This is a genomic window from Kitasatospora sp. NPDC059795 (genome assembly GCF_042732175.1).
GTDB lineage: Bacteria > Actinomycetota > Actinomycetes > Streptomycetales > Streptomycetaceae > Kitasatospora.
The window spans coordinates 41870-62440 of record NZ_JBHWID010000018.1 but is presented as its reverse complement, the minus strand read 5'-3'; the positions used below and the strand labels follow the sequence as shown (position 1 = coordinate 62440).

The window sequence follows — 20571 nt, the reverse complement described above, 5'->3', positions numbered from 1 at the left end:
TTGCCGTGCGCCGATACCCTTCCGGTGCACCGCGGTTGGGGCTGCGAGGTGCCGGGTCGGTCAGTCGGCCGACCGGTCGATCTGTCGCTTCGGTGTGCGGGTTGTCGTGGGTGGACGACCGTTCAGCGGGCGGCAGTTCGGCGGATCGTCCGGCTGTCACGGCCGCTCTCCAGGGTGCGGACCGTGTCCAGCGAGGTGACCGGGGCGACCGGTGGCTCCGCCGGTGCGGCTCGTTCGGGCCCGGTGCCCGGCGGAGTGCGCGGCGGCAGTTCGGTGACGGTGTGGATCGGGCCGAGGGCCCACGACCCGGAGTGCGGGTTGCGCCCGTGCCTGCCGTCGCCGAGCGACAGCCAGCCGGCCGGGGTGAGCGTCAGGTACGAGCCGCAGCGCAGTCCGTGCAGTTCGGCGGCGGCGCGCAGTGCCCACATCCAGGCCCCGTCCTGCTCGTTCCAGTCCGGCCTGCCATCGCGGCAGCGCAACAGGACGGCGGTGCGGCTCGGGGATATCCGCTTCAGGTCGTGCGGGGTGACTCGGCGGAGGTGGCCGAGCAGCGCGTTCCGGTGGTCCCAGCCGTCGCTGAACTGCGGGCGCACGCCGAAGGACGCCGAAGCCACGACCCGGTGCCCGGGGTCGAGCACCGCCACCACGGTGGTGCCGGGCTGCGGGAGGTGCCGCTGGTGAAGCTCGGTGACGAACTCCCGGGGTGCGTGAAGGAGGGGCACATCGAGGCGCTCCCACTCCTGCAGGGTGATGGTCCGGCGGCCGTCGTATGGGGAAGGACCTCGGTCGATGCCATTGATCACGATCCTCCTTCCCGTGCCCGCGCTCCCGAGGGTGCGCGGGCGTACGCCGAAGGCCGGGTCCGACGGACCGGGCGTTGGATACCTTCCAATTCTCGGGCGCGAGCAACCGAGCGGCAATGATGAAATGACAAAGCCCGCCCGGAACCGGCCTAATTGCCCGACATGTCCCCGGCCTGCCGCAGGGCCATTCGGCTGACCCTCCGGTGAGCGAGGCGTGTACGGGCAGAAGCCGTCCGGTGAACGGGGCCCGGCGTCCAGGGACGCCCGCAGGCCCGGACGGCCGGTGAGTCGGATCGCATCGCCCTCACCCCCGGACGGCCAGGACGAGGGGGAGCACCGCCGTGGCGCCGGCCTGGCGGAGCAGGCGGGCCGCGACCGTCAGCGTCCAACCCGAATCGACCAGGTCGTCGACCAGCAGGACCGGGCCGGGAGTCGCGGCCAGGGTGTCGGCCAGACCCGGGGAGAGCACGAGTGCTCCGGCGACCGAGCGCAGCCGCTGGGCGCTGTTGCTGCGCGGCCCGTGCGGGGGTTCCCCGGTGGCGTATCCGACTCGGCCGAGCAGCGGCATCCGGCCGATCGAGGCGATGCCCCCGGCGAGGTCCGACACCAGCTGTGGTCGGGTGGCGGAATCCAGGGCGACCACGCCGATCGGGCGCTCCAGTCGGGTGCCGTCCGGACCGGCCGGGCCCGCCCAGCCGCCCGGGCCGCGTGCCCAGTCCGCCACCACGCCGACCACGGCGTCCAGCACCTCGCGCGGCAGCGGGCCGTCCGGGGCGCGCTCGTCGAGCAGTGCGCGCAGTCGGGTGCCCCAGCCGATGTCGGAGAGCCTGCCGAGGGCGCGCCCCGGCTCGGCCTGCTGGGTGGCCGGGATGCGCCCCCGCAGCGGGATGCCGAGGGACTCCATGCCGGTCGGCCACATTCGCCTGGTCTCGAAGGAGACGCCGGGGCGGCCGAGGGCGGCGCGGGCCGCACCGGTGGCCTCGGCGGAAACCTCGGTGGAGTGCTGGGCCCGGGCGCACCGGTCGCAGCGCCCGCACGGGGCAGCCTCCGGGTCGTCGAGCTGGCGTCGGAGGAACTCCATCCGGCAGCCCTCGGTCGCGATGTAGTCCCGCATCGCCTGCTGCTCGGCCGCGCGGGCCTTGGAGACCTTCGCGTACCGTTCGGCGTCGTACTGCCACGGCCGGCCGGTGGACTCCCAGCCGCCCCGCACCCGGCGGACCGCGCCGTCCACGTCGAGCACCTTGAGCATGGTCTCCAACCGGCTGCGCCGGAGGTCGACGGAGGTCTCCAGGGCCGCCGTGGAGAGCGGCCGGCCGGCCTCGGCCAGCGCGGCGAGCGTCCGGCGGACCTGCTCCTCGGCGGGGAAGCCGATCGAGGCGAAGTACCGCCAGATCGCCTCGTCCTCCCGACCGGGGAGCAGCAGCACCTCGGCGCGGTCGACGCCGCGGCCGGCTCGGCCGACCTGCTGGTAGTAGGCGATCGGGGAGCTCGGCGAGCCGAGGTGGACCACGAAGCCGAGATCCGGTTTGTCGAAGCCCATGCCGAGTGCGGAGGTGGCGACCAGGGCCTTGACCCGGTTGGCCAGCAGGGCCGCCTCGGCCTCGCGGCGTTCGGCGTCCTCCGTCCGGCCGGAGTAGGAGGCGACCGGGTAGCCGCGCTCGCGCAGGAACTCGGTGACCTCCTCGGCGGCGGCGACCGTCAGGGTGTAGATGATGCCGGAGCCGGGGAGGTCGGCCAGGTGGTCGGCGAGCCACGCCAGCCGGTGCGCCGGGTCGGGCAGCGACAGCACCGAGAGACTGAGACTCTCCCGGTCCAGCGGGCCGCGCAGCACCAGGGCCTGCGCGTCACCGACGCCGGTGCCGAGCTGCTCCGCGACATCCGCGGTGACGCGGGCGTTGGCCGTCGCGGTGGTCGCCAGCACCGGGACGCCGGGGGAGAGCTCGGCGAGCATGGTGCGCAGCCGCCGGTAGTCGGGCCGGAAGTCGTGACCCCAGTCGGAGATGCAGTGCGCCTCGTCCACCACCAGCAGGCCGGTGGAGGCGGCGAGCTTGGGCAGCACGTGATCGCGGAAGTCGGGGTTGTTGAGCCGCTCCGGGCTGACCAGCAGGACATCGACCCGGCCGTCGGCGACCTCCTGCTGGATCTCCTCCCACTCCTCCGGGTTGGCCGAGTTGATCGTCCGGGCGTGGATGCCCGCCCGGGCGGCCGATTCGACCTGATTGCGCATCAGTGCCAGCAGCGGGGAGACGATCACCGTCGGGCCGGCGCCGCGCTGCCGGAGCAGCGCCGTGGCGATGAAGTAGACGGCGGACTTGCCCCAACCGGTGCGCTGCACCACCAGTGCGCGGCGACTGTCCACCACCAGGGCCTCGATGGCCTTCCACTGGTCCTCGCGCAGCGTCGCGGCGGGCCCGGCGAGGCTGTGCAGCACGGCTTCCGCGGCAGCCCGGACGGCTTCGCGGTCGGCTGGAGTGGTCGGGTGGGGTTCGCGCGTCTGCATGAGGTCATGGATACCGTGCTTCACGGACGGACCGCGAATGGCAGGCTGTGGATAACCTGGATCTTGTCGGTTGATATGCCGTCAAATGGGGCTGTTCGGGCCGGAATTGTCCGCCATTTGGGGTAGCTGATGCTGAACCCCCCGGTTTATCCACAGGGCGGGCGAAATATCCGCGGTGGCGGCGGAATCGGGTCCAGTCTTTCCGCCATGACCGCAGACGACCGCACCACCAAGCCCTCCCCGCGCCCCGGCCACCTCCCGGTCCGGCTGCGCGGCCCCGCCGACATGGCGGAGATGCTCCCCTACCTGCTGGGTTTCTTCCCCGACGACAGCATCGTCGCGGTGGGCCTGCAGGGCCCCGCGCTCGACCAGGGCGGGGTGATCCGGATCGACATCCCGGCGGATCCGGAGTCCTGGGAGCGGACCGCCGAAGAATCCGCCCGGCTGCTGATCGAGCTGTCCGAACAGCGCGACCGCCGCCCCGCCCAAGTCCTGCTGTACCTGTGCCGGGATCCCGACGAGGGCACGCCCGGGCCCGAGGGAGGGCAGGCCATGCTGGCGGAGCTCCGCCCGCTGGCGGCCGCACTCGTCCGGGCCTTCCAGGACGAGCAGGTGATCGTCAAAGAGGCGCTCTGCGTCTCTGCCAGCCACTGGTGGTCCTTCCTGTGCACCGGAGTCGACTGCTGTCCGCCGGACGGCACTCCGGTCCGTGCCGCCCACCAGCCCAGCCCGCTTGCCGTCGCGGCCACCTTCGCGGGCCTCGCCCCGAGGGGCAGCCGCAAGGCGATCGTGGCCGGCCTGGCCCCGGTGGGCCCGCCGCTCTGCGAGGTGCAGCGCCGTGCGCTGGAGGATGCCGGGCCGCCGTTCATCCGCGAGCTGGCCGGCCCCGACGGCCGCCATGCGGCAGTCGAGCGCACCGACGAGCTGCTGGCCAGCGCGATGGCCGAGTTCCGCAGCGGCGCCCGGGAGCTCGACACCAGACGGACGGCCCGCATCCTGATCGGCCTGCAGGACAAACTCGGCCGTGACCGCGCCGCCGAGTACGTCGAACCGCACGAACTCGCCGCGGCCCAGAAGCTCTGGCGGTACCTCGTCCAACGCTGCGTCGACCCGTTCGAGCACCTCGCCGCCCCGCCGATGACCCTGCTGGCCTGGACGTCCTGGCTGGCCGACGACCCCGCCACGGCACGGGTCGTGCTGGCCAGGGCGCTGGAGCTCGATCCGGGCTACACCCTGGCTCAACTGCTCTACGAATCGCTGAACGCCGGCATCGCCCCGGAGGCCCTGCTCCGGGTGGTCCGGAGCGAACGCGCCGGCCGGCTGCGCAGGGCCGGGATCCGGCGACACCCTGAGCCCCCGCCGCCCGGCGGTTCCTCGCGGGGGCCTGCCGCCCCGCCCGTTCCCGCGCCCCGCGCCGATGTCGATCCGGCGCAGGACTCCGGGGCCGGGCGGAGCGAAGCCGGGGCGGAGCGGGCGTGTTCCGAGCCCGGGCCGGTCGGCTCCGAGCCCGGCGAGGACGGCAGCCCAGCCGGCGGTCGGCCGACAGCCTCGGCCGACGCCGTGTCAGCCGCCGTCCGTCGCCCCGGCCGCGAGCGCCGACCGTGCCGCCTCAGGGCCGTGCCGCCCCTGATCCCCAGGCCCCGCTGCGGGGACCCCCGACACCGGCAGTCCACCGGAGGCTGACATGCGTACGTTCATCCCCCGCCCGCGCGGCGAGCGGCTAGATCTCGCCGCGGGCCATCCCCATCAGGCGGGCCAGCACCCGGCGGCCGCTCACCCGGACGCCGTCGTGCTCCCACTCGTTGGTGATCCACGTCCGAAGGGCGGCCACCGCGTCCGCGGTCTCCAGCGAGTGCGCCGTGTCCACGTACATGTCGTCGTGGTACACCGCCGCGTACACCGGTACCTGGTTCGCAGCCAGACGCTGCGGGTCGTACAGGTCGGGCCAGTCGGTGCGCTCGGCCAGCAGCTGCGCCGTCTCGCGCAGCGGCCGCAGCGACGGGTCGGTCTCGAACATCCAGGGGTAGATCATCTCGCCGGTGAGCAGCACCGGCCCGTCCCCGGCGAGCGCCGCTGCGGCGTCGAACTCCGGAAACTCCTTGCGCACCCGCTCCGCCGACCAGTCGGTGGCTCCGGAGTCGACCGAGCGCTGCCCGTAGATCGACTCGTGCAGCACGGCGTACAGCGGCCCGTGGGCGAAGGACAGGTGGGACTGCGCCCCCGCCAGGAAGGTGTCGGAGAGTTCCGGCCCGTCCGGCTCCTCCACCCAGGCCTCCTCCAGCAGGTAGTGCAGGACGTAGGAGCCGGTGCCGCTGCCCAGCATCATGCCCAGCGCCTGGAACGCCTCGACGGTGAGCACCCCGCCGTCCGGCAGGGTCGCGGGCCGCTCGATCAGGTGAGCCGCGATTCGCCGTACCGCCGCCACGTCCTGGGGGAACCGCGCGTAGTGCCCGGCGTTCTTGCGGGCGACGCGCGGGTACGCCGCGCGGTAGACCTCGTCCGCCGAGCGGCGGAGACCGGCCAGCCCACCGGTGACGAACGCTTCTCGCAGGCCCTCCGGGGCCAGCGAGAGGTAGGTGAGGGTGCAGAAGCCGCCGAAGCTCTGCCCCAGCAGGCTCCACCGGCCGTCCTCGCCCAGCAGTTGGCGGCGGATCAGCTCGGCGTCCCGGACGATCGAGTCGGCGCGGAAGTGCGCCAGGTAGTCGGCCTGGCGGCGGGCGTCGCCGCGACGGGCCAGGGTCTGTCGGTTGGCAGGGGTGGATCGGCCGGTGCCGCGCTGGTCGAGCAGCAGCACCCGGTGGTCGTCGAGCGCCCGGTCCAGCCAACCGTCCCGGCCCAGCGGCCGGTTGGCCTTGCCGCCCGGACCGCCCTGCAGGTACAGCAGCCACGGAAGCTCGTCGTGCTCGCGTCCGGCGGCCACCACCTCGCGGGCGTAGACCTTGATCGCCTCGCCGCCCGGAGCTCCGTGGTCCAACGGCACCCGGAACACGTGGTCCGTGGTGACGATCCCGGGGATGCGGCTGGGGGAGGACATGCAACTCCTAGGTATGAGCAGGTCACAGGCTGGTTGCGTGGCCGGTCACCGAGGTCACCGATGGTTCCGGCATCGTGCTCGCACCGTATCCTGACGGCGGACAGGAGCCGCCGGGGGGCGTCCGCCACATGCGGAGAACCCCGAACGGCGCCACGACACAGTGGGCACCCCGGGTGTCGGCCGCAGACCGCCGAAGGACCGACGGTGCGTGGCCGCATTCGACCGGAGGTCCGCCGGACGGGCGTGACCTGGGGCAGGTGTGCTGCGTTCAACCTGCGGAACGCCATCACCCGAACCGGCACAGCAGGGCCGGCGGCCAGGGCGACCGCGCCGGGCACCGGTCACGTGTCGCTCGACCCGGCGCGACCGGGCCACGGGCGGCCTTGGCGTTCGGACCGGGCCACCACCCCGGCCGGGGCGGAGCACCGGCGATCCGGTCCCGCCCAGGTCGGAGCCGCGTGTTCCGGCGGCAGAGCAGCACAGTCCGCGATCGAGCACGCTCGCGGCCGGCCGAGCCCGCAGCCGTCGGCCGGCCGAGGGGAGGAGAGCCTGGTGACCGAGTCAAGGCCACCCCAAGCAGCGTCCCAACCGCTGCCACCCGCCAACCCGCCCGCACCGGGCGGCGATCCGGTGTCGACCGGAGCCTCGGCTCCCGCTGTTCCCCCACACCTGGCCGGCCCGCCGTACCCCCGCCAGGCCACACCCCCGTTCGGCACGCCCACCGGCGCCCCGGCACCCACCGACCATGCCTCCGGAACGCCCGGGGCAGGCACGGTCGTTCCCGGCATCCAGACGGCCGGGGTCCAAGCGCCCGGCGCCCCGGCGCACGGCGCACCGCTCGCCGGCACAGCCCAGCAGCACGGGGCCCCGCTCGCCACCCCCCCGTACGGCACACCGCTGCCGCACCTGCCGGGGGCCACGCCGCCGTACGGCACGCTCACCACGCCCACGCCCTACGCGCCGGGAGCCACCCCGCCCTACGGCACTCCGACCCCGCCGTACGGCACTCCGACCCGGCCGGGCCCCGGCGCGCCGGGCCCGGGTGCGACGGCAGCCGGGCGCGGTGGGGCGGGCGTGCGGTCGGAGCAGGTGGCCGGTGCGGCCGCTCCCGCGGCGGGCCGGCAGCCGGGCCCGGCGGTGGCTCCACGGCCGCAGCCCTCGGCGGCGCACGACATCCTGTGCGTCAACGCCCCGAGTATGGCGACCTCCGGCCCGGACGGGCAGCTCCGCGGCCAGAGCCTGCACGGCTTCTTCCGGCACGGGGTACGCGCCCTGGCCCGGATGGAGCTGCGGCTCGGCGGCATGGAACCGGTGCCGCTCCAGGGCACCCTGACGTCCGCAGCGGCGGCGCGCTTCGTCGGTTCGGTCCGAGTGCCGGGTGATCTCGATCCGGATCCGGCGCTGACGGTCGAACGGCTGCGGCACGCCGACGGCGCGGAGACGGTGACAGTCCGGAACACCGGTGCCCGCCCGGCCCGCCTCCCGCTGGAGATCGCCCTCGGTACCGACCTGGGCCAGCTCACCGAGATCGCGGCGGGCCGACGCTCGCCCGACCTGCCGGGCCAGGTCCAGTCCTCGGGCCTGCGCTGGGCCGGGCAGGGGCGCGCGGCCACCGTCAGCGCCCGCCCCTCGCCGCACGCGGTACTGGCCGGCGCGGGTGTGCTCCGGTGGGACTTGGAGGTCCAGCCCGGCGCCCGTTGGTCCGTGGACCTGCAGGTCGAGCTGGAGGCCCCGTCGACCGGACGTCCGCCGACCGGGCGCGGCCCGGGTGTGCCACTGCCGTGGTCCGAGCCGGAGATCCGGGCTGACGACCGCCGCGCCGCACGCCTCGTCGGCCGCGCACTGGACACGCTGGGCGGGCTGCTGCTCGCGGACGCGGACCGTCCGACCGACCTCTACACCGCGTCGGGTGCGCCCTGGCGTTTCGGCCTCACCGCCGCGGACGCGCTCTGGGCGGCCAGGATGACGCTGCCGCTCGGCACCCGGCTCGCGGCCGGAACGCTCCGCGCGACGGCCCGCCGGCAGCACCTCGCGCCCCAGCCACCGGCAGGGGCAGGCACCGCCCGTCCGGCCGAGGGCGGCCCCACCGACGGCGCGTCGAGCCCGTCGACGACCGGCCCGTCGCAGACCGCGGGCCAGTCGGCGGCAGGCGGTACCGGCGGTGCTCCGGCAGCGCCGCCCACTGCGGCCCAGAGCGCGGGCAATCCGCCGGCCGTCGGCACCGAGAGCGGGTCGCCGGCGCAGGCGATGGACGGCGTGATCCCCGGGCCGCTGCGGCACGGCGGCCCCGAACTGCCGGCGAGTTGCACGGCCACGGAAGCGACCCTGCTGTTCGTCACCGTGCTGGCGGAGGCCTGGCGTTGGGGCATGCCCCGGGCCGAGGTCGCCGAGCTGCTCCCGGCCGCGGAGCGTGCCCTCGGGGCGCTGCGCGCCGCGGTGGCGGAGGGGCCGGACGGTCCGGTCGGGTTCGTCACCGACCTCGGGCGGACGGCGGAGGAGCGGGTCGTGCGGCCGAGTCCGGCCCGGTGCGAGGTCCAGGCGCAGGCACACCGTGCGGCGCTCCAGGGAGCGGACCTGCTGGAGGCGTTCGACCGCCCCGGAGCAGCCGAGTGGCGGGCCTGGGCGGCCGAGTTGAGGGAACGGTTCCGCGAGCAGTTCTGGATCGACGACCTGTCGGGCGGCCGTCCGGCGGCCGCACTGCTGGCACCGGACCGGCCGGTGCCGGCCCTCGCCTCCACCCTGGTCCACCTGTTCGACGTCGGCCTGGCCGCCGAGGGCGAACTGCACGAGGGCCTGCTCGACAGGGAGCAGACCAGGTTGCTCGCGCAACGGCTGGTGACGCCCGAGCTCGACTGCGGGTGGGGCCTGCGGACGTTGAGCGCGAAGTCCCCGCGGTTCAACCCGCTGGGGCACCGCAGTGGCGTGGTGCGGGTGCAGGAGACCGCGCTCGCGGTGAGCGGATTGGTGGACGCCGGGTTCGAGCGGGAGGCCGAGATCCTGCTCGAAGGTCTGCTGGAGGCGTCGGCGTACTTCGAGTACCGGCTGCCGGAGATGTACGCGGGCGAGCAGAAGGTCGCCGACTGCCCACCGGTGCCGCACCCGGCGGCCTGCCGTCCGGCCGCGATGTCGGCGGCCGCAGCGGTTCACCTGGTGCTCTCGCTGGCCGGCGTCAGGCCGGACGTCCCGTCAGGGCGGGTGGCCACCCACCCGGCGACCACCGCGCCCCTGGGCGCCCTGGAACTGACCGGCCTGCGGGTGGCCGGGGAGCCGTTCTCGGTCCGGGTCAGCCGGATCGGTGTCGCGGTGGTCGAGGAGGCGCCCTCGTTCCTGCAACTGACCGCCAGCTGACCGCCCGCAGTCGGCTCGGCAGTCGGCTCGGCAGGCGGGAAAGCGAAGGGAAGGACACGGGAAGGGAGCGGGCCGGAGGCGGCCGGAGAGGCGGGGAAGGAGGCCGGAAAAGGTTCGTGGTCTGTGATTATCGTCAGAGAGACGACTAAGATCGGCGGCATGTCGCGTTATGACCCGTCGGCCTTCCCCCCGTTCGCAGTCACGGTTGACCTGGTGGTGCTGACGGTGCGCGACCATGAGTTGTGCGCCCTGCTGGTGAAGCGTGGCGAGGCACCGTTCCAGGGCTACTGGGCGCTGCCCGGTGGGTTCGTGCGGCCCGACGAGGGGCTGGCCGAGGCGGCGTCCCGGGAACTGGCGGAGGAGACGGGGCTGCGGGCACAGTCCGCGCCGGGCCAGGTGCTGGCCGGGCAGAACCCGTTCGGTGCGCACCTGGAGCAGCTGGCCACCTACGGGCACCCGCAGCGTGACCCGCGGATGCGGGTGGTGAGCGTCGCCTACCTGGTGCTCGCCCCCGACCTGCCCTCGCCCCGCGCGGGCGGCGACGCGAGCAGCGCACGGTGGGCGCCGGTCAGTGAACTGTTCGGCGAGGACCGGAACGACGGCGAGCTGCTGGCCTTCGACCACGGGCAGATCCTGGCGGACGGTGTGGAGCGGGCCAGGTCGAAGATCGAGTACTCCTCGCTGGCGACGGCCTTCTGCCCGCCGGAGTTCACCGTCGGCGAGCTGCGCCGGGTGTACGAGGCGGTCTGGGGCGTGGTGCTGGACCCGCGGAACTTCCACCGCAAGGTCACCGGCACCCCCGGCTTCCTGCTGCCCTCCGGCGGCACGACGACCCGTCAGGGCGGCCGTCCCGCCCAGCTGTTCACCGCCGGCGGGGCCACCGTGCTCAACCCGCCGATGCTCCGTCCCGAAGCGTGAGCCCGTGAGCCCGTGAGCCCGTGAGTCATGTGCGCTGAGCGCTGAGCTCGGGGGCTCGGAGGGGTCGAGGGCTCGGAGGGTTCGAGGGGGAGGCGTCAGTGGCGTGAGAGCGCTGTCCCCTGTTCGGGTGAGCTCGGCGCTAACACCGTCCACGATCCATCCGGAATGCCTGGTTTCACCGCTTCCGCGTCCTACTGTGCTGGCTCAGGCATGGCGGACGAACGCCGGCCTGTCGGCGGGCGAGGGAGCGGGCGGCGATGATCCAGATCACCGGACTGACCAAGACGTACCGGAGGGGCCACCCCCCGGCGGTCCTGGACCTGACCTTCGACGCCCGTCCAGGGATGATCACCACGCTGCTCGGGGACGAGGGGGCGGGCAAGTCCGCCACGTTCCGGCTGATGGTGGAACTCGAACGCGGCCACGGCCTCACCCTGTTCGACGGGCGCACCTATCGGCGGATCCGGCGTCCGGAGCGGGAGATCGGCGTGCTGCTCTCCTCCGGCAGGCCCGAGGCGGGACACCCCGGCCAGCGGGCCAGGGCGCACCTGCGGATGCTGGCGGGGGCGGTCGGCGTCCCGACGCGGCGGGCCGACGACCTGATGGAACAGGTCCGCCTCGCCCCTGTCGCCGACCACCGGATCGGCACCTTCTCGCCCGGAATGCACCGCCGCCTCGCCCTGGCCGCCGCGCTGCTCGGCGACCCCACGACGCTGCTGCTGGACGCCCCGGCCGAGGGCCTGTCCCCGCGCAGCGAGGAGTGGCTGCACGGCTTCCTGCGGTCCTTCGCGCTGACCGGCGGCACCGTGCTGGTGTCCACCCGCAGCCCGGAGGAGGCCGCCGCGCTCGCCGACCGGGTGGTCACCCTGGACGCGGGCCGACTGGCCGCCGACCAGCCCGTCGTGGAGTTCCGCCGTACCCGGCTGCACCCCGAAGTCCTGGTCCGGGGCCCGCAGATGGCCCGCCTCGCGGACCTGCTGGTCGCCCAGGGCGCGCAGGTCCGTCGGGAGAGCGGCGTCGGCATCGCGGTGAGCGGCATCGGCCGCACCGAGATCGGCGAACTCGCCTACCGCAACGGCGTCCTGCTGCACGAGCTGGCCGACCGGGTGATGCAGCGTCCGCTCTCGTTCCCGGCCGCCCTGCCCAGCGGCTCGGGCCACTCCGGCGAGGTGGTGATCCGGACGGTCCGTCAGCTCACCGGCGAGCGGAACGCCGGTGAGCAACTCCCCGTCGCCCAGCGGACCGCCACGGTCGGCCGCCCGGCCGCCGCCCCCGGCGACGAGCGGACCGACGAGCGGACCGACGAGCGGATCGACGAGCGGACCGACGAGCACCGCGCCCGCGGACACCGCGCCCTGCAGGCCGGCCGTTGGGCCGCCGCCGCCCTCGCACCCGACCCGTCGGCCCTGCCCGCCCCGTCGGCCCCGCCCGAGGTCCCCGCCGTCGACCTCACCCGACGGACGCCCCGCGGTGCCTCCGCGCTCGGCCGCCCGCCTGGCGACAATGCCCCCGCGCCCGCCCCAACTCCCTCTGCGCCCACGCCGGTTGTGCTCGACGCCGAGCAACTGGCCGCCAATCCGACCGACGCGGAGCTGCTGACTCCCGCCCGGATCGCGGGAGTCGGCCACGCACCCACTCCGGGCCGGACCTCCGGACGCGCTCCGACACCGACCCCGGCGTCGGCCCCGACACCGGCCCCGGCGTCGGACCAGGATCGGGCGCAGGTACGCCTTCGGCCCGTCCACGCCACCGAGTTGCGCTCGGCAGGGCAATTCGGCCAGACAGGCCACGCAGGTCCGGCGGCAGGTCCGGCGGCAGGTCCGGCGGCAGGTCCGGCGGCGGGCCGGGCGCAGGCGGTGGCGGGCGAGGGCGGGGCGAGTGCGGTGCGCAGGCGTGCCGTCGGTGACGAGAACGGGAGTGAGTGAGACCGTGCGCTTGGTGGCTTGTGAGGTGCGTCGGCTGCGCGGGGTGCGCTCCACGTGGGTGGTGGTCGCGGCGGTGCTGCTGCTGAACGCGGCGCTGGCCGCGGTGTCGGCCCGCCGTTTCCCGGCAGGGGAGTTGACGGCGACGGGCGCGGTGCGCGCGATGGCGGGCGTGGCCCCGTGGCTGCCGCTCCCGCTGACGGCGCTGGGTGCGGCGGTGCTCGGCGCGCTGGTGTACAGCAACGAGATGCGCTGGCCGGGGCTGGCCGCGTCCCGGGTCAACCCGGTCCGCCGGTTCGGCGCGCTGCTGGCGAAGCTGCTGGTGGTCGGTGCGACGGCGGTCCTGCTGGCGGTGCTGACGCTCGCGGTGAACACCCTGGTGGTCCGGTTCGCGCTGCCCGCCGCGGTGGACGCCTCGGCGCTGCTGTCCCTCCCGCACCCCGCGGAGCTGACCGCCCCTCCGGGACTGGCGCCCGCCCCGGCGGCGGGGCCGTTCGCGGTGGGCGGGGTCGGTCGCCCGCTCCCGGCGTACCTGGCGCTGGCGGTGGCCGGCGGCTGGGCGGGCCTGCTGCTGACGGCCCTGGTGCGCAGCGCCCTCGTCGGAGTGCTGCTCACCTGCGCGACGCCCGCCCTGCTGGAGCCCACCGCAGGTCTGCTGCTGCACCGCCTCGGCCTCAACTGGCCGGTGTGGGTACGGGAGTTGCTGCCCTTCCAGTACGGCCTGAACGTGGTGCGGGAGGCGGCCGACCGGACGGCGGCGGCGCTGGACGGCATGGTGATCGCCGCCCTGCTGGCCCCGGCCGCCCTGCTGGTGCTGGCCGTGCTGGTGGCCCAGCTCCGCCGCCGCGCGCTGTAACCCCCACGGCTGTCGGCCCCTTCGGCACCCGGGGCTGACGGCCCGACAACCAAGCCGGTCCCGTCTCCGCGCGGACCCGCGGACCCCGCGGACCCTGCGGAGGCCGGTCGAAGCGGTGTCCGGAATGGCAGTTGAATCCGCGCCGGGATGACCGATATGCGCATTTCTTGCTGATAAGAAGTCAATTATCCAGACGCGGCCGATCACCCTTTCGTGTGCTTTTCAGGAGAATGCTCAAGACGGCCCCGCCGATCGCCGACAAAGGATGGCGTGAGTACCCTTGCGCACCCCACCGTGACCGCCGCTCGCCAGGCCGAGTCGATCTCCGCCTCCGAGCTGGACCGTTTCCCGTACGCCGACCGCCCGATGCCGCCCGCCCCCCGCTGGGAGGGGGCGGAGCACGAACTCGCCCGGGCCGGCCGGAAGACCACCAGCAGCCGCGGCCGCGGCCTGCACGGCCAGCTGGTCCAGCAGCTCGGCCAGATGATCGTCTCCGGAGACCTGGGCGCCGACCGCCCGCTGGTGCCGGAGGAGATCGGCCAGCGCTTCGAGGTCTCCCGCACCGTGGTGCGCGAGTCGCTCCGGGTGCTGGAGGCCAAGGGCCTGGTCTCGGCCCGGCCGAACGTCGGCACCCGGGTCCGCCCGGTCAGCGACTGGAACCTGCTGGACCCCGACATCATCGAGTGGCGCGCGTTCGGCCCGCAGCGCGACGAGCAGCGCCGCGAGCTGTTCGAGCTGCGCTGGGCGATCGAGCCGCTGGCCGCCCGCCTCGCCGCCGGCCACGGCCGGGAGGACGTCCAGCACCGGCTGGCCGAGCTGACCGAGATCATGGCCCAGGCCGGCAGCCAGGGCGACCTGGTCAGCTACGCCCGCGCCGACGCCGAGCTGCACAGCCTGGTGCTGCAGATGGCGGGGAACCGGATGCTGGAGCACCTGTCCGGGATCGTGGCGGGCGCCCTCCAGGTGTCCGGCGGCGCCGGCACCACCTGCGAGCGCCCGTCCGAGACGTCGGTCGGCCTGCACAGCCGGCTGGTCGACGCGCTCGGCACCGGGGACGGCACCGCCGCCGAGGCCGCCGTCCGCGCGCTGCTCACCGTTCACCCGGACGTCGAGCACGCCGTTCCGGCCCCGCGGGAGCACTGAGCGGCTCGGCCGAGTCCAGCCCCGCCCGTTCCGAAACGGATGGCCCTTCTGCTGCTCCACCCGCAGCCGGGGGGCCATCGGCGTGTCGCGTCCCACACAGTTGCCCCGGACACACCGTCGGAGACCCGTGCCGGCCCGTGCCGGCCCGTCCCGGCCCGGTGCGAACGCCTCGTGGAGCCGGTCGCCGATAGGCCGCCCGGGGGCAGCCGGTACCGGCCGCCGGGTGGTGTGACGGGCGCCACGACGGGCATGCGTAACACTTGAGTGGCGGCAGCGATGTGTACGGAGCGGAAGCAGCTCCGGAATAACCACCACAGGCCAGATGGCTGTGTTGGTGCGCGGCGCTGCTGCCGTCCTGCAGACCCCGATCATCGTCCACCCACCCGAGTCGCTCGGGTGGTCGGTGCGGGATCGTCCACTCATCGTCCGAGAGGTTGTTCGTGTCGGCCAGCACATCCCGTTCGCTTCCCCCCGAGATCGCCGAGTCCGCGGCACTGCTGGCGCTCATCGAGCGGGGCAAGGCCCAGGGGCAGATCGCCGGTGACGACGTGCGCCACGCGTTCGAGGCGGACCAGATCCCGGTCACCAAGTGGAAGAACGTCATGCGCAGCCTCAACCAGGTGCTGATTGAGGAGGGGGTGGAGCTGATGGTCAGCGCGGCCGAGCCGGCCGGCGCCAAGCGCAAGAGCGTCGCGGCCAAGAGCACCACCAAGCGCACGGCGACCAAGGCGGTCACCACCCGCACGCCGGTCGCCCAGACCAAGCCCCCGGTGCGGATCGCCCCCGGCGCGCCCGCCCCGACCGTGGCCGTGGCCGCCGCCGTGACGACCAGTGAGGTCACCGTCGTCGAGACCATCGGTCTCGCCGAGGCCCGCACGGTCGCCAAGAAGGCCGCCCCGGCGAAGAAGACGGTGGCCAAGAAGGCCGCCGCCCCCGCGAAGAAGACCGCCGCCAAGAAGACCGCTGCGGCCGGCAAGGCCGGTGCCAAGGGCGACGAGGACATCGTCGGCGAGGAAGAACTCCTCGAAGACGTGGCTCTGCCCGCCGACGGCAAGGAAGAGGGCCCCGAGGAGGAGTCGGACCAGGGCTTCGTGCTCTCCGACGACGACGAGGACGACGCCCCGGCGCAGCAGGTCGCGGTGGCCGGCGCCACCGCCGACCCGGTCAAGGACTACCTGAAGCAGATCGGCAAGGTCCCGCTGCTCAACGCCGAGCAGGAGGTCGAGCTCGCCAAGCGGATCGAGGCCGGCCTGTTCGCCGAGGACAAGCTGAGCCAGGCCGACAAGCTCGCCCCGAAGCTCAAGCGCGAGCTGGAGATCATCGCCGAGGACGGCCGCCGCGCCAAGAACCACCTGCTGGAGGCCAACCTCCGCCTGGTGGTCTCGCTGGCCAAGCGCTACACCGGCCGCGGCATGCTGTTCCTGGACCTGATCCAGGAGGGCAACCTCGGTTTGATCCGTGCGGTCGAGAAGTTCGACTACACCAAGGGCTACAAGTTCTCCACCTACGCGACCTGGTGGATCCGGCAGGCGATCACCCGCGCCATGGCCGACCAGGCCCGCACCATCCGCATCCCGGTGCACATGGTCGAGGTCATCAACAAGCTCGCCCGCGTGCAGCGCCAGATGCTCCAGGACCTGGGCCGCGAGCCCACCCCGGAGGAGCTGGCCAAGGAACTCGACATGACCCCGGAGAAGGTCATCGAGGTCCAGAAGTACGGCCGCGAGCCGATCTCGCTGCACACCCCGCTCGGCGAGGACGGCGACAGCGAGTTCGGTGACCTGATCGAGGACTCCGAGGCGGTCGTCCCGGCCGACGCGGTCTCCTTCACCCTGCTCCAGGAGCAGCTGCACTCGGTGCTGGACACTCTCTCCGAGCGCGAGGCGGGCGTGGTCTCGATGCGCTTCGGCCTGACCGACGGTCAGCCGAAGACGCTGGACGAGATCGGCAAGGTCTACGGCGTGACGCGCGAGCGCATCCGCCAGATCGAGTCCAAGACCATGTCGAAGCTGCGCCACCCGTCGCGTTCGCAGGTGCTGCGCGACTACCTGGACTGACAGTTCGTCACCTGGACGGGCCCCTTCGCCACCGGCGGAGGGGCCCGTTCGCATGTCCGGACGTCGCCCGATGGAGTGGCCGGCGCGGGCTGGGGCGGCACGGTGGGTAAGCAGGTGACTACGCTGGGCAGGTTGCCCCATTCCGAGTGGTGCGACGACGCCCAGCGCATTCCCGTCCGCACGCCGAAACCCCTGGAGAACCCGGTGCCCTTCCTGGACCCGCCCGCGCCCCGGCGCCGCCGTCGGGCGGTCGCACTCGTCGCCGTGGCCGCTCTGCCCGTCCCGCTGGTCGTGCTGGGGGCGGCCGCTCCGGCGGCCGCGCAGCGGCGGATCGTGGGGGGAACGGGCACCAGCACGGGCGACCACCCGTGGATGGTGGCGCTGTCCAGCCGTCCGCAGTTCGGCTCGTCCCGCTCCGGGCAGTTCTGCGGCGGGGCGCTGGTCACGCCGACGAAGGTGGTGACGGCCGCGCACTGCTTCTACGACGAGACCACCGGCCGGCCGACCCAGCGGCCCGCGCTGCGGGTGATCGTCGGGCGGGACGACCTGCGGGGCAGTGCGGGGAAGGAGGTGGCGGTCGACGGGGTGTGGATCGAGCCGAGCTACAGCTTCGCCGCGAACAGCCGGGACGTGGCGGTGCTCACGCTGGCCGAGCCGCAGAACGACCGGCAGCTGCTGGAGATGGTCGGCCCGGGCGAGAACCGGCCGTACGCGGTGGGCACCCCGGCGACGGTGTTCGGCTGGGGCGACACCCGCGGCAACGGAACGTACTCGAACACGCTGCGGCAGGTGACGGTGCCGATCATCTCGGACGCCGCCTGCGAGCACGCCTACCCGGGCGGGCCGGACAGCGCGTACGACGCGCGCAGCATGGTGTGCGCCGGGGAGGACCGGGGCGGCAAGGACGCCTGCCAGGGCGACAGCGGCGGCCCGCTGGTGGTGGGCGGGCGGCTGGCTGGCCTGGTGTCCTGGGGCGCCGGGTGTGCGGAGGCCGAGCACCCGGGGGTCTACACCCGGATCTCCGCGGTCGCGGAGTCCGTGCAGAACGTGCTGTGACGTGGCCGACACGACCTGCCGCGGCGGCCGGGCAAACGCCACGGCCGGGCGGCCCGCCCCGAAGGGAGGGCCGCCCGGCCGTTCAAGCAGCTCGGGAGATGGGCGGGAGCGTCAGCGCTCGCCCTCGGTAGCCGTTGCCGAGGTGCCGGAGAGGCGGTTGCTCTCGTCGTGTATCTCCACGGCGATCTTCTTGAGCTCGGGCTCGAACTTACGCCCGTGATGGGCGCAGAACAGCAGCTCTCCACCGCTGGAAAGGACGACGCGCAGGTAGGCCTGAGCGCCGCAACGGTCGCAGCGGTCTGCCGCGGTGAGCGGGCTCGCAGGGGTCAGAACAGTAGTCACGTCGCCTCTTCTCTAGCTCGACGAGCTGTGTACCAGGATCAACATCCAACCAGGTGGAATTCGTTCCCGCTCGTGGCTTTTCTCTTTGAGGATTCTGCTGTCTCGTTGATGAGGACGTGCCCCGGGCACCGGTGGTTCATGCGTACCGATTCCGATGGTCCGCCAATCACCTCGAACGCCCGACCGAGCCGGGGGGCGAGGTCCGCGTAGCATAATCCTCCGCTGGGGTGGAGCATAAGCCCCGTCCCGGACCCCGTTTGACCGCATCACAGCAGCTCCGCCGCCCTCCCCGGCCGTCCAGGTCCGCCAGGACCCGTGGTGTCGGCAGGAGATGGCAGGGTGAGGGCCGCGTCCGCGGCGGGAGCCGTGTTCGCGCAGCGCGTACAAGGCGTGCGGGCCTCGGCGGCCGAAGTCTCAGTTGCTGAGAGCATGCGGGGTGTCCGTCAACATCGTGGAGGAGTGCAGAGCGTGAGTGGAGAAAAGACCGTCCCGTCCTCACTGGTGACCGGCGAGGGCGGGTCCGACTACACCGCGCGGCATCTGCTCGTCCTCGAAGGGCTGGAGGCGGTCCGCAAGCGGCCGGGCATGTACATCGGGTCGACGGACAGTCGCGGTCTGATGCACTGCCTGTGGGAGATCATCGACAACTCGGTCGACGAGGCGCTCGGCGGCTACTGCGACCGGATCGACGTGCTGCTGCACCAGGACGGCTCGGTCGAGGTGCGGGACAACGGCCGCGGCATCCCGGTGGACGTGGAGCCCAAGACCGGGCTGTCCGGCGTCGAGGTGGTGATGACCAAGCTGCACGCGGGCGGCAAGTTCGGCGGCGGCTCGTACGCGGCCTCCGGCGGCCTGCACGGCGTCGGCGCCTCGGTGGTGAACGCCCTGTCCGCCCGGCTGGACGTGGAGGTGGACCGCTCCGGCACCACCCACTCGATCAGCTTCCGGCGCGGCACCCCCGGTGTGTTCGCCGAGGACGGCCCGGACACGACGTTCACGGCCGGCAGCGGGCTGACCAAGAAGGGCCGGTTCGCCAAGACCCGCACCGGCACCCGGATCCGCTACTGGGCGGACCGGCAGATCTTCCTCAAGGACGCCAAGCTCTCGCTGGAGTCGCTGCACGCCCGGGCCCGGCAGACCGCGTTCCTGGTGCCCGGCCTGACCATCGTGGTCCGTGACGAGCGGCTGACGGAGAGCGAGCAGGTCCAGGAGGAGACCTTCCGCTTCGACGGCGGCATCAGCGAGTTCTGCGAGTTCCTCGCCCCCGACCGCCCGGTCTCCGACGTGCTGCGGCTGCGCGGCGAGGGCACCTTCAAGGAGACCGTCCCGGTGCTCGACGAGCTCGGGCACATGACCCCCACCGAGGTCACCCGGGAACTCGGGGTGGACATCGCGCTGCGCTGGGGCGCCGGTTACGACAGCACGCTGCGCTCCTTCGTCAACATCATCGCCACCCCCAAGGGCGGCACCCACGTCAACGGCTTCGAGCGGCAGCTCGCCAAGACCGTCAACGAGGTGCTGCGGTCCAGCAAGTTGCTGCGGGTCGCCGAGGACGACGTCACCAAGGACGACGCGCTGGAGGGCCTGACCGCGGTGGTCACCGTCCGGCTGGCCGAGCCGCAGTTCGAGGGGCAGACCAAGGAGGTGCTGGGCACCTCGGCGGCCAACCGGATCGTGGCGGCCGTGGTGGCCAAGGAGTTGAAGAGCTTCCTCACCTCCGCCAAGAAGGACGAGAAGCTCCAGGCCCGGGCCGTGCTGGAGAAGGTCGTGGCCGCCGCCCGCACCCGGGTCGCCGCCCGGCAGCACAAGGAGGCGCAGCGCCGGAAGACCGCGCTGGAGACCTCCTCGCTGCCCGCCAAGCTGGCCGACTGCCGCAGCGACGACGTCGACCGCAGCGAACTGTTCATCGTCGAGGGCGACTCGGCGCTGGGCACCGCCAAGCTGGCCCGCAACTCCGAGTTCCAGGCGCTGCTGCCGATCCGCGGCAAGATCCTGAACGTCCAGAAGGCGTCGGTGAGCGACATGCTCAAGAACGCCGAGTGCGCGGCCATCATCCAGGTCATAGGAGCGGGCTCCGGCCGCACCTTCGACATCGACCAGGCCCGCTACGGCAAGGTCATCTTCATGGCCGACGCCGACGTCGACGGCTCGCACATCCGCACCCTGCTGCTGACGCTGTTCCACCGCTACATGCGGCCGATGGTCGAGCAGGGCCGGGTGTTCGCCGCGGTGCCGCCGCTGCACCGGATCGAGCTGACCAACCCCAAGCGCGGCCAGGAGAAGTACCACTACACCTACTCGGACGCCGAACTGCGACGCACCCTGCTGGAGTTCCAGGGCAAGGGGCTGCGCTGGAAGGACCCGATCCAGCGCTACAAGGGCCTCGGCGAGATGGACGCCGACCAGTTGGCGGAGACCACCGTGGACCCGCGGCACCGGATCCTGCGCCGGATCAACCTGGGCGACCTGGAGTCCGCGGAGAAGACCTTCGACCTGCTGATGGGCAACGACGTCGCGCCGCGGCGGGAGTTCATCGTGGACTCGGCGGCGACCCTGGACCGGTCCCGGATCGACGCCTGAGCAGACCCACGC

At 73.4% G+C, this 20571-nt stretch carries 13 protein-coding genes; 9 read left to right on the top strand and 4 right to left on the bottom strand.

What is annotated here, in order from left to right; translation table 11 throughout:
• Positions 1-122 precede the first annotated feature (122 nt).
• On the bottom strand, positions 123-722 hold the full coding sequence (locus ACFV4P_RS29920; RefSeq protein WP_380476422.1) for a hypothetical protein: 600 nt from the start codon (positions 720-722) through the stop codon (positions 123-125).
• A 385-nt stretch (positions 723-1107) separates the two neighbouring features.
• Positions 1108-3303, bottom strand: coding sequence for a RecQ family ATP-dependent DNA helicase (locus tag ACFV4P_RS29915; RefSeq protein WP_380476420.1), 2196 nt, complete (start codon positions 3301-3303; stop codon positions 1108-1110).
• 207 nt (positions 3304-3510) lie between these two features.
• On the opposite strand from ACFV4P_RS29915, the gene ACFV4P_RS29910 reads away from it, so the two are divergent.
• A complete protein-coding gene (locus ACFV4P_RS29910; protein ID WP_380476418.1) occupies positions 3511-4986 on the top strand; it encodes a DUF4192 domain-containing protein in 1476 nt (491 codons plus the stop codon).
• A gap of 37 nt (positions 4987-5023) precedes the next feature.
• Here ACFV4P_RS29910 and ACFV4P_RS29905 read toward each other — a convergent pair whose 3' ends face one another.
• Entirely contained in the window at positions 5024-6337 is a 1314-nt protein-coding gene (locus ACFV4P_RS29905) for an alpha/beta fold hydrolase (RefSeq protein WP_380476416.1), read from the bottom strand.
• 552 nt (positions 6338-6889) lie between these two features.
• Here ACFV4P_RS29905 and ACFV4P_RS29900 point away from each other — a divergent pair.
• The 7 genes from ACFV4P_RS29900 (at position 6890) to ACFV4P_RS29870 (ending at position 17637) form a co-directional block, all read left to right on the top strand.
• Entirely contained in the window at positions 6890-9685 is a 2796-nt protein-coding gene (locus tag ACFV4P_RS29900) for a glycogen debranching N-terminal domain-containing protein (protein WP_380476415.1), read from the top strand.
• A gap of 159 nt (positions 9686-9844) precedes the next feature.
• Complete coding sequence (locus tag ACFV4P_RS29895) at positions 9845-10603, top strand: NUDIX domain-containing protein (protein WP_073817478.1); 759 nt, start codon at positions 9845-9847, stop codon at positions 10601-10603.
• A 257-nt stretch (positions 10604-10860) separates the two neighbouring features.
• Positions 10861-12528, top strand: coding sequence for an ATP-binding cassette domain-containing protein (locus ACFV4P_RS29890; RefSeq protein ID WP_380476412.1), 1668 nt, complete (start codon positions 10861-10863; stop codon positions 12526-12528).
• A gap of 13 nt (positions 12529-12541) precedes the next feature.
• Complete coding sequence (locus tag ACFV4P_RS29885) at positions 12542-13381, top strand: hypothetical protein (protein WP_380476410.1); 840 nt, start codon at positions 12542-12544, stop codon at positions 13379-13381.
• Positions 13382-13651: 270 nt separating this feature from the next.
• Entirely contained in the window at positions 13652-14524 is an 873-nt protein-coding gene (locus ACFV4P_RS29880) for a FadR/GntR family transcriptional regulator (RefSeq protein ID WP_380476409.1), read from the top strand.
• A gap of 434 nt (positions 14525-14958) precedes the next feature.
• Positions 14959-16581: an RNA polymerase sigma factor gene (locus ACFV4P_RS29875; protein ID WP_380476407.1), complete on the top strand. Its 1623-nt coding sequence runs from the start codon at positions 14959-14961 to the stop codon at positions 16579-16581.
• Positions 16582-16785: 204 nt separating this feature from the next.
• Positions 16786-17637: a S1 family peptidase gene (locus ACFV4P_RS29870; RefSeq protein ID WP_380476536.1), complete on the top strand. Its 852-nt coding sequence runs from the start codon at positions 16786-16788 to the stop codon at positions 17635-17637.
• A 111-nt stretch (positions 17638-17748) separates the two neighbouring features.
• Here ACFV4P_RS29870 and ACFV4P_RS29865 read toward each other — a convergent pair whose 3' ends face one another.
• Entirely contained in the window at positions 17749-17979 is a 231-nt protein-coding gene (locus ACFV4P_RS29865) for a hypothetical protein (protein WP_073817457.1), read from the bottom strand.
• Between the two features lie 429 nt (positions 17980-18408).
• Between ACFV4P_RS29865 and ACFV4P_RS29860 the strand changes: the two genes are divergently transcribed.
• Positions 18409-20559 (top strand): type IIA DNA topoisomerase subunit B, encoded by a 2151-nt coding sequence (locus ACFV4P_RS29860; protein ID WP_380476405.1) that lies wholly within the window; start codon positions 18409-18411, stop codon positions 20557-20559.
• The last annotated feature ends 12 nt before the right edge of the window (positions 20560-20571 follow it).